The 9,668-nt window shown below is 66.0% G+C and carries 11 protein-coding genes; 5 read left to right on the top strand and 6 right to left on the bottom strand.

The features are described from left to right. From Q4C89_RS05845 to Q4C89_RS05835, 3 genes are all read right to left on the bottom strand, one after another. On the bottom strand, positions 1–842 hold an 842-nt coding region (locus Q4C89_RS05845; RefSeq protein ID WP_303101667.1), incomplete at its 3' end, for a phosphatase domain-containing protein. Between the two features lie 83 nt (positions 843–925). Beyond that, a complete protein-coding gene (locus Q4C89_RS05840; protein ID WP_303101666.1) occupies positions 926–2,224 on the bottom strand; it encodes a CCA tRNA nucleotidyltransferase in 1,299 nt (432 codons plus the stop codon). Between the two features lie 115 nt (positions 2,225–2,339). Then, positions 2,340–3,986 (bottom strand): methylmalonyl-CoA mutase family protein, encoded by a 1,647-nt coding sequence (locus tag Q4C89_RS05835; RefSeq protein ID WP_303101665.1) that lies wholly within the window; start codon positions 3,984–3,986, stop codon positions 2,340–2,342. A gap of 352 nt (positions 3,987–4,338) precedes the next feature. On the opposite strand from Q4C89_RS05835, the gene Q4C89_RS05830 reads away from it, so the two are divergent. Both Q4C89_RS05830 and Q4C89_RS05825 read left to right on the top strand, forming a co-directional pair. Further along, on the top strand, positions 4,339–5,598 hold the full coding sequence (locus tag Q4C89_RS05830; protein WP_303101664.1) for an MFS transporter: 1,260 nt from the start codon (positions 4,339–4,341) through the stop codon (positions 5,596–5,598). 113 nt (positions 5,599–5,711) lie between these two features. Beyond that, a complete protein-coding gene (locus tag Q4C89_RS05825) occupies positions 5,712–6,002 on the top strand; it encodes a stage V sporulation protein S (protein WP_303101663.1) in 291 nt (96 codons plus the stop codon). 65 nt (positions 6,003–6,067) lie between these two features. Here Q4C89_RS05825 and tdh read toward each other — a convergent pair whose 3' ends face one another. Then, positions 6,068–7,117, bottom strand: a complete 1,050-nt coding sequence (tdh, locus tag Q4C89_RS05820; RefSeq protein ID WP_303101689.1) for an L-threonine 3-dehydrogenase — start codon at positions 7,115–7,117, stop codon at positions 6,068–6,070. Between the two features lie 189 nt (positions 7,118–7,306). Here tdh and Q4C89_RS05815 point away from each other — a divergent pair, with 189 nt between their 5' ends. Together Q4C89_RS05815 and Q4C89_RS05810 are read left to right on the top strand one after the other, a co-directional pair. After that, complete coding sequence (locus Q4C89_RS05815; RefSeq protein WP_303101662.1) at positions 7,307–7,447, top strand: hypothetical protein; 141 nt, start codon at positions 7,307–7,309, stop codon at positions 7,445–7,447. 102 nt (positions 7,448–7,549) lie between these two features. Continuing rightward, complete coding sequence (locus Q4C89_RS05810; RefSeq protein ID WP_303101661.1) at positions 7,550–7,993, top strand: uracil-DNA glycosylase; 444 nt, start codon at positions 7,550–7,552, stop codon at positions 7,991–7,993. A gap of 48 nt (positions 7,994–8,041) precedes the next feature. On the opposite strand, the gene mqnB is transcribed toward Q4C89_RS05810, so the two are convergent. Then, a complete protein-coding gene (gene mqnB, locus Q4C89_RS05805) occupies positions 8,042–8,704 on the bottom strand; it encodes a futalosine hydrolase (protein ID WP_303101688.1) in 663 nt (220 codons plus the stop codon). 93 nt (positions 8,705–8,797) lie between these two features. Here mqnB and Q4C89_RS05800 point away from each other — a divergent pair, with 93 nt between their 5' ends. Continuing rightward, positions 8,798–9,256 carry a hypothetical protein gene (locus Q4C89_RS05800; RefSeq protein WP_303101660.1) on the top strand — a complete coding sequence of 153 codons (459 nt, stop codon included), beginning with the start codon at positions 8,798–8,800 and terminating at the stop codon, positions 9,254–9,256. A gap of 37 nt (positions 9,257–9,293) precedes the next feature. On the opposite strand, the gene Q4C89_RS05795 is transcribed toward Q4C89_RS05800, so the two are convergent. Next, positions 9,294–9,668: TrkA C-terminal domain-containing protein (locus Q4C89_RS05795; RefSeq protein WP_303101659.1), on the bottom strand; the 375-nt coding region annotated here is incomplete at its 5' end.

The following is a 9,668-nucleotide window of genomic DNA, read 5'->3' as shown; positions in this document are numbered from 1 at the left end:
TTTTCGCCGCTGTCACCGACCAGCACGAACTTGAGATCGGGATAACGGCCCATGATTCTCTCGATGACACTGTGCTTGTAACCGCCGTGCCCGCTGAGCAAGTCCATGCCCCAGTTGCGCAAAAACAGCGGCCCCAGCGGAATGCGGCGGTATTCCAGAAACTGCCACAGCAGGTCGAAGAAGTTCCAGGGACTGCTGGATACATAAAAAATCGGATTGCGTTTTTCGCCCTCACGGGTCAGGGCGCGGTACAGGGCACCGACCCCCGGAAAAGGCGAGCGGGTGCGGGCATTTCCGGTCAGGCTGGTCATCAGCATGCGCGGCAGACTGGTCACGTCCGACTGAATCACCGTGTCGTCGAGGTCGCTGATGATGCCGAATCTGGCCTCGCTGACCACCTGCACGCGGGCCTGGGTGGGGCCTTCCTCGCGGCCTTCCATGCTCAGGGCCAGTTCGTACCAGCCTGCCGCCAGCGCTTCGCGGGGCTTGAAATGCAGGGTGAAGTACCCGTCCGAATCGCTGATGGCGCAGGCTGTTTCGCCCGCCAGCACCCCCATGACGCGTACCCCGGCGACCTCGCGGGAGAACAGCCGCCGCATGACGTTGCGGAAGTTTTGCAATCGGCGGTCACCCTTACGGGCTGGCGCCACCGTGCGCGGCAACAGCACCCGCCCGGTGAGTTCGATGGCGGTGGGGGTGCCCCAGCCGATGTAGGGTTGGAGCAGCAGTTTGCCCCGCAGTCGGCGCGGCTGGATATAGCCGCTGAAGGCGTGGTCGGTGGCGAGAACCACCCGTTCGATCACGGGGAGAATGGTCTTGAAAGCGGTCTTGGCCGGATTCACCCCCTCAGTCTAGGAGGCGAGCGCGGCGACGTGGGCTGCCCCGGTGTAGGGCGAGTCTTTAGGGACGTGAAGGTGGAGGCAGGTCAGCTTCGAGCTTTTGCATGGACGCGCAGCCAGTCGCGGGCTTCCTCCGGGGTATTGACCTCGCCCAGAGCATGCGCTTCGGCCAGAGCGCGCAGGGCCTGCCCCACCTCAGGACCGGGCGAGAGGTGCAGGAGGGCCATCACCTCCTCGCCGCTCAGCAGGGGCGCGGGAGTCTGCGGTTGCTGTTCCAGGGCCGCCAGTACCCGCTCGAAGCCCAGCGCGTAGGCGTGGCGGCTGCCCGGTGTGCTGCTCGGCCCCCGCGCCGCCTCGCGGTCGGCCAGCATGAGGTGGAGGAGGTCGGGCAACAGCTCACGGCGGCGATGCACGAAGCGCCGGGCCTCCGTTTCGTTGGCGGGCAGCGGAACCATGTGCGCCCGCACCAGCGCCGCCGCCCGCTTGACCTCTTCGCCGGGAAATTTGAGGCGCGTCAGAATCTGCGCCGTCAGTTCGGCCCCCACCCGGTCGTGCCCGTGAAAGCTGCGGCGGCCCGTGTCGGGACTGTGCGCCAGGGTGCGCGGCTTGCCCACATCGTGCAGCAGGGCAGCCCAGCGCAGGGGAGAGGGTGCCTGTGGCTGACGCTGAAGAAGCTGGTGCAGCGCTTCTAAATTGTGCTCGAACACGTCCAGATGGTGAAAACCGCCCTGCAAGACCCCCTGGCCTTCCAGCAGTTCAGGAACGGTCAGGGTGAGCAGACCTAGGTCGTGCAGGCGCTGCCAACCCGGCGCGGCGTCGGGTGAGTGCATCAGCGCCCCGACCTCATCGCGCACCCGTTCCCAGGCTGGGAAGGGCAGGTGGCCCGCCGCGAGGTCTGCCGCGACCTGCCGCACGGCCTCCTCCGTCGCGGGGTCTAGGCGGAGGCCCAGCGTGGTCAGAAACCGCGCCGCCCGCCACGCCCGCAACGGGTCGGCCCGCAGGTTGGCCTCCGACACCATCCGCAGGGTGCGCCGCTTCAAGTCGCTCTGCCCACCGAGCGGGTCGAACACTTTGCCGCCTTCCCGAACCGCCAGGGCATTCACCGTGAAGTCACGCCGCCGCAGGTCGTCTTCCAGATGGGCAGGCTGGGGCACGAAATCGTGCTGAAGTTCGCCCGCCATGACCCGCCAGTAACTGCGCTCCTCGTCAAGTGCAAAGACTGCGCCCCCTGTGGTGGCGGCCAGCGCTTTCGCGGCGGCAGCGGGGTCGGGCACGGCCCAGTCGTAGTCCTTGGGGGTCACGCCCCGCACCCAGTCACGCGCCGCGCCCCCGACCAGCACCGCGCCGGGCGGGAAGGGGGGCAGGGGAGGGCGGCGGCGAAACATAGGTGCATCTTAGGGGGGCTTCCCCAACGGCGCATCCGCCAGATGACCAGGGGCAGAAACGGGAAACCGCCCAGGCGCGAAAACTCTGACCTGGGCGGCTTCGTTGCGGGCGGGATTACACCATCACTGGCTCGGTGTATTCGCCGTACACCGTCTTCAGCACGTCCATCTGTTCGCCCAGCGTGCAATAGGCGTGGGCGCATTCGAGGAAGGCGGGCATGGAGTTGGCACCCGTGACGGCGGTGTCGCGCAGGTCGGTCAGGGCTTTTTCGGCCCGCTGCGGGTCGCGTTCGCGCTTGACCTGGGCCAGACGGCGGGCCTGCAATTCCTCCACGGCCGGGTCGATAATCTGGATGGGCACTTCCACCGCGTCCTGCACGAACTCGTTGACGCCCACGATGATGCGGTCTTTGGTCTCGACTTCGCGCTGGTAGCGGTAAGCGGCTTCGGCCATTTCCAGTTGGAAAAAGCCGTTGTCGATGCCCGCTTCCACGCCGCCCATCATGCGAATCTGCTCGATGTAGCCCATTGCGGCGGCTTCGATGTCGTCGGTGAGTTTCTCGACGTAGTAGCTGCCGGCCAGGGGATCGACCACGCCCGCCACGCCTGTCTCGTAGGCGATGATCTGCTGCGTGCGCAGGGCAATCGCGGCGCTTTCCTCGGTGGGCAAGGCCAGCGCTTCATCGAAGGCGTCGGTGTGGAGGCTCTGGGTGCCGCCCAGCACGGCGGCGAGCGCCTGAATAGCGACGCGGGCGATGTTGTTGAGCGGCTGCTGCGCGGGCAGGCTGACGCCAGCGGTCTGCGAGTGCGTGCGGAGCATCCAGCTCTTGGGGTTTTTCGCGCCGTAGCGGTCACGCATCTGCCGCGCCCAGATGCGGCGGGCGGCGCGGAGCTTGGCGATTTCCTCGAAGAAGTCGTTGTGGATATCCCAGAAGAAGGAAATGCGGGGCGCAAATTCGTCGATGTCCAGGCCGCGTTCCAGTGCCTTTTCTACGTAGTGGAAGCCGTCGGCCAGCGTAAACGCCAGTTCCTGCACGCCCGTCGCGCCCGCCTCGCGGATGTGGTAGCCCGACACCGAAATAAAGTTCCACTTGGGCAGCACTTTCGGCCCCCACTCGAAGGTGTCGATGACCAGTTTCACGCTGGGGCTGGGCGGATAGATAAATTCCTTCTGGGCGATGAATTCCTTGAGAATGTCGTTCTGGATGGTGCCGCCGACCTTGTTCAGGTCTTTGCCCTGCTTCTGCGCGTTGGCGATGTACATGGCCCAGATCGCGTTGGCGGGGCTGTTGATGGTCATGGAAGTGGTCACGGCTTCGGGGTCAATGCCCCGGAACAGGATTTCCATGTCGGCCAGGCTGCTGACCGCCACACCACACTTGCCCACCTCGCCTTTGCTGAACGGATGATCGGAGTCGTAGCCCATCAGCGTGGGCAGGTCGAAGGCGGTCGAAAGGCCCGTCTGCCCGGCCTTCAGCAGCGAGTGAAAGCGCTCGTTGGTCTGCTCGGCGCTGCCGAAGCCCGCGAACATCCGCATCGTCCAGAGCTTGCCCCGGTACACGCTGCTCTGCACGCCGCGCGTGTACGGAAACTCGCCGGGATAGCCCAGATCACGCTCGGCATCCCAGTCCTTCAGGTCGTCGGCGGTGTAGATCGGCTCGGGGTCCATGTCGGACAGGTTCTTGAAGTTGTACTTGCGCTCCGGGAATTTCTGGGTGGCGGGGCTGTACACGCTCTGCATCCACTCGTTCTTGCTTTTCATGCGTGACCTCCAGAGACAAAACTAACGCTCGTTTGGAATAGGGGCAGGTTAGCAGAGATGGCCGTCCACTCGGCTCGGGATGGCTGCACAGGTCCTTCCTGTCGTCCACCGAGCAGTCTAATCAGCAGGCCGATGTCTGAGACATACATGGATGTCATGGGTTCATCCCTGCCCTGGACGTTGCCCTGCTTGCGCAGCTTGCCCACGAGCTTGAGGCGCAGAGACAGTGCCGAGCGGGTGCCCTAGCGTGAGACTCCCGTCAAAACTTTATCTAACCTTAATCAATAGGCCCTTCTTCCACATGGCCTGAGCAAGTTGCTGCAACTCCGGTCACCTGTTCCTACACTCAGTCATGCCCGAAGCTGCTCCGCGTTCCGCTCCTTCCTTCTATTACGGCTGGGTGGTGGTGGCGGTCACCGTCGCCGCCCTGCTGATTGCCGCCGGAGCACGCAGCGCCCCCGGCGTCTTTCTGGTGCCCATGCAGGACGACCTGGGGTTTTCGCGCTCCACGCTGTCCTTTTCAGTCAGCCTGGGCCTGCTGGTGTTCGGGCTGGCGGCCCCGCTATCCGGTCGCCTGATGGACCGCTTCGGGCCGCGCCGGGTGGCCTTCGCGGGGCTGCTGCTGGTGGCGCTCAGCTTTGGCTTGAGTACCCTGGCCCGCTCGCCGCTGGCCCTGCACCTGAGTTGGGGCCTGCTGAGCGGCCTGGGGACGGGCTTGGTCGGCAGTGTGCTGGGGGCGACGGTGGCGACACGCTGGTTCGTGCGGCAGCGCGGGCTGGTCGTGGGCATGTTCGGCGCGGCGACCAGTGCAGGGCAACTGCTGTTCATTCCCCTGCTGACGCGCTGGGCCGGTCAGTACGGCTGGGCGGGCAGCACGCTCTGGGTGGTGGCGGCGGCCCTGGCGGTTGCGCCGCTGCTGTGGCTGCTGCTGCGTGACCGTCCCGAAGACCTGGGGTTGACGCCCGACGGTAAGCCCGCGCTCGCTCAGGCCGCCCCGCCGCCCGCACCCGACCCCAACGTGATGCGCCGCGCCCTGCGGCACCGGGATTTCTGGCTGCTCACTGTGACCTTTTTCGTGTGTGGCTTTACCAGCAACGGCATCGTGGGCACGCACTTCATCGCCTATTGCAGCGACCTGGGCCTCACCGCCGGATTTGCCGCCACAACCCTGGCGCTGATGGGAGCGTTCAACTTCGTCGGTACGCTGGCGAGCGGGTACCTCACCGACCGCACCGACCCCCGGCTGCTGCTGAGCGTCTACTACGTGGTGCGCGGCCTGAGTCTGGCGCTGCTGCCGTTCGTGCCGCCAGGGCTGGGGTTTACGCTGTTCGCCGTCCTGTTCGGCCTCGACTACATCGCCACCGTACCGCCCACCACCGCCCTGACCGCCGATACCTTCGGGCGGGCCAACGTGGGCACGGTCTACGGCTGGATTTTCTGCGCGCACCAGGTCGGGGCGGCGCTCGCGTCGTGGCTGGGTGGCGTGACCCGTGACGCCCTGGGCAGCTACGGCCCGGCGTTCCTGGCAAGTGCGGTGCTGGCCGTCGCCGCTGGGGTGCTGGCGCTGGGCATTCGCCCGCCTGCCCGCCGTCTCCCGGCCCGCCCTGCCTGACGGGGCGCAGAACTATGGGGACCGCTCCTCCCCCCATCTTGCTCCCCCGCCGGGTGTATTTCGGGACTCCGGGTCAGGATTTAGACTGAGTCTAAAGCCGTCTGGAGGCGCTCTTGCAAGCAACTGCCGAAATACTTAAAGTCTCTGCCGATTCACGTCCCAACTCGGTGGCGGGGGCCATCGCTGCCCTGCTGCGAAGTGAGGGGCGGGTGGAGGTTCAGGCCATCGGGCCAGGGGCGGTCAATCAGGCGGTCAAAGCCCTGGCTATTGCGCGGGGATACCTGAACGCCGAGGGGCTTGACCTGAGCACCCAGCCCGCGTTCGTCAAGCTCGAAGTGGCCGACGAAGAACGCACCGCCATCAAATTCAGCGTCTATGCCTACCGTTTAGACGCGGCGACTTGATACAACCTTGAAGAAAGGCCCGGAAGGTGAATGGACTTTCCGGGCCTTATGTGGTTTGGGGTGTCTTAGCTCTGGCTTTCGCCCGCAGTTCCCCAGTCCAGAATCACTTTGCCGCTCTGCCCGCTCAGCATGGCGTCGAAGCCCTTTTGAAAATCGTCGATGCCGTAGTGGTGGGTGATGATGGGGGTGAGGTCCAGGCCCGACTGAATCAGGGCGGCCATCTTGTACCAGGTCTCGAACATCTCGCGGCCATAGATGCCCTTGATGGTAAGCATCTTGAAGATGACGGCGTTCCAGTCGATTTGCACTTGGCTCGACGGGATGCCCAGCAGGGCAATCTTGCCGCCGTTGTTCATCACGTCCACCATCTGCGCGAAGGCGGGACCGGAGCCGCTCATTTCCAGGCCCACGTCGAAGCCCTCGTGCATGTGCAGTTCCTCGGCAGCGACCTGCCACAGGTTTTCGCGGGCCACATTGACGGCGCGGGTCACGCCCATTTTGCGGGCGAGGTCGAGGCGGTAGTCGTTCACGTCGGTAATCACGACGTTGCGTGCGCCCACATGCCGCGCCACCGCCGCCGCCATGACCCCGATAGGCCCGGCCCCGGTAATCAGCACGTCCTCGCCGACCAGATCGAAGCTGAGCGCCGTGTGAACCGCGTTGCCGAAGGGGTCGAAGATGGCGGCCACGTCGTCGGGGATGTCGTCGGGCAGCTTGAAGGCGTTGAAGGCGGGCAGCACCAGATACTCGGCGAACGAGCCGGGGCGGTTGACGCCCACCCCCAGGGTATTGCGGCACAGGTGACGGCGTCCGGCGCGGCAGTTGCGGCAGTGTCCGCAGGTGACGTGTCCTTCGCCGCTGACCCGGTCACCGATCTCGAAGCCGCGCACCTCGGATCCCATGCCCGCCACTTCGCCCACATATTCGTGCCCGACCACCATCGGCACCGGAATGGTCTTTTGCGCCCAGTCGTCCCACTTGTAGATATGCACGTCGGTGCCGCAGATGCTGCTCTTGCGAATACGAATCAGCAGGTCGTTGGGGCCGGGGACGGGTACCTCGGTCTCGACCATCCAGATGCCTTCGCCCGCCTGCTGCTTGCTCAGCGCCCGCATTTGCCGGGGCGCAGCCTGATGAAATGAAGTCATGTGCGCCTGTTGTACGTCCTGGGTGACACGGCGTGCAACCCTGATGGTGTCCCCGCCGCCTGGACGGGGAGAGGGGAACGGTGGCCCGGTTCTCTAAAGCCTCTCTAAGTCGCGCTGTACTCCGGTGGCCGTGTCTGGGCCGCTACCCTGTAAGACATGATCAAGTACCGCAAGCAGAACGCTCTGGAACCCGAGAAGGACGCCGAAATCAGCATCAACCTGACGCCGTTCATGTTTTTTGCCGTGGGTTACGTTGCCATGAAGGCCCTCATCGGCAGTATTCGCAAGCTGGCCTGAGTGGTTCAGGCTCCAGGCTGCGGCTGGTCACGAAGCCGCAGCTTTTTGCTGTCTCCTGCCCGGTTCAGGCGCAGTGTGGCCCGGTGCGCTAAGGTGTATTTCATGACGAATCCCACTGAACAGGCCCAGCAGTTCAAGAGCGTGCAGAGCAACCGCTTCGTGGTTCCCGGCTGGACCAATCTCGTCCCCGGCAAGCCCGATACCGTCGAAATTCAGTTCGACATCGACAAGAGCGACCTCGACCGCGAACACGGTTGCCTGCTCATCGAGTACTGGGCCACCCCCGAAGACCTGACCCTCCAGAGCGTGCTGCCCGTGCGTGCCTTCAACACCGCCACCGACGAAGGCGCGGGCTGGTGCGTGTTTGTACCTGCCCAGGGCCGCGTGCTGGTGCGGGCCATCGACCCCCAGCCCAACCCCCCTGTCCTGGCGAGCCACTGGATCAACGTGGATCCCGAAACCGTGCCCGGCACCACGGTCAACGTGAATGTCAACTTCCCCGACAACAAGCCCAGCGTCAGCGAGAACCTGCGCCTGAACTCGTAAACTGCTGCAACGTCTGCCGCCGCTTTCCGCCTTGGGAGCGGCGGTTTTTTATGCCCGAAGCTGCGCCAGGACTCCTTCCAGGCCGCGCCGGGTCGCCGCCAGCGCTTCAGCCAGTCGCCAGCTGGCCCGGTCACGCGGCCCCACCGGATTGCTGACGCCGCGCACTTCCAGCGCCGGAACCCTCGCCCGCAGCGCGGCGTGGGCGACCCCGGCCCCCTCCATCCCCTCGGTCAGCGCTCCCGGAAAAAGGCGTGCCCAGCGCTCGGCCTCCGCGTGGCTGCCGGTCACGGTGCTGCGGGTGAGCATCGGGCCATAGGCGGCACTCAGTCGCTCGGCCAGCGCAGCGGCTCCTTCCCAGGCCACAAAGTCGCCCCGGTGCGTGACTTGGGGTTCCACACTCAGGCCCAGGGAATCCAGGCCCAGCCACTCTGTCCCGTCCTGCGCACCCAGGTCGGCCTGAATCATGCGGCTCGACACCGCCAGGTCGCCGGGCTGGAGGCCACTGCCGGGATACGCCCCGGCGATTCCGGCGCTGACCACCAGACCGTACTGGGCGCGGGCCAGGGCCGCCGCCGTGCTGAGGGCCGCCGCGACAGGGCCGACCCCGCTGACCACCACTTCGGCGGCAGGTTGGTCGGCAAGCTGGGGCGCAGACAGGTCGCGCAGCCGCGCCGCCTCGCCCTCGGTGGCGACCACGATCAGAACGGGCAGATTCACTGGGAAAACGCGAGCAGACACGGCCCACAATCTACCCGGCGCTCCGCACGGGGGCACGGGCAAGGTCACGGGCTACACTCTGCACCGATGCTCGCTGTTTACCTCGCCCTCACCCTGCTGGCCCTGCTGCTGCTGCTGGCCCTGCTGCGTACCGGCGCAGTGCGGCCCATGACCGTCTGGCTGCTGGCGACACTGCTGCCGCTGCTGGCGGCCCTGACGGCGGCCCTGAATACCCAGGCCCAGGCCCAGCGCACCCTCAAGACCTACCAGCCCGACGACGTCGCGGTGGTGCTGAAAACCGCCGGACGCGAATACGACGTGGTGCTGAATGCCCGTCAGGCGGCTTGCCTGGAGCGCACGCTGCGGCTACGAACCAAGGTGAACCTGACCTTGCCGAACGAGGCCGACCCGGTGCCGCTGCGCCCCGGCACCCGCGCCATAGGCGACCTGCCCAAATCGCGCCATGTGGACGCGCTAGGCATTCGTGGACAGCTCTCCTGCCCCGAGTTCCGTGCCATGCCCTCGGACAAGGCGGGCGAGAAGTAGAGAGTAGCGGAGGGTGAGGGGAGCGGCCCTCAGCTCCTCACTCGCCCAGATAGCGCCGCAACTCGTCCAGCGAGTGCCCGGTGCCGATGACCACCAGTTTGTCGTGCGGGCGGATGGCGTCCTCGGCGCGGGGGGTGACTTCGACCTTGCCGCCCCGGCTCAGGGCGATGACCTGCACGCCGAAGCGCCCGGTCAGGTTCAGTTCGCGCAGGGTGCCGCTCAGCCGCTCGTTGGCTTCGATTTCGACAATCGCGTAGTCGCCGCCCAGGTCGAGCGTGTCCACGATGTTGGGGGTGGCGATTTGCCGCGCCAGCCGCACGCCCATGTCGTGTTCGGGCCGGATGACCAGGTCGGCCCCGATGCGCTCCAGCACCCGCCGCGCCATTTCGTCCACGGCCTTGGTGACCACGTA

The sequence above is a fragment of the Deinococcus sp. genome, from assembly GCF_030523985.1.
GTDB lineage: Bacteria > Deinococcota > Deinococci > Deinococcales > Deinococcaceae > Deinococcus.
This window is presented reverse-complemented; position numbering and strand designations above follow the sequence as displayed.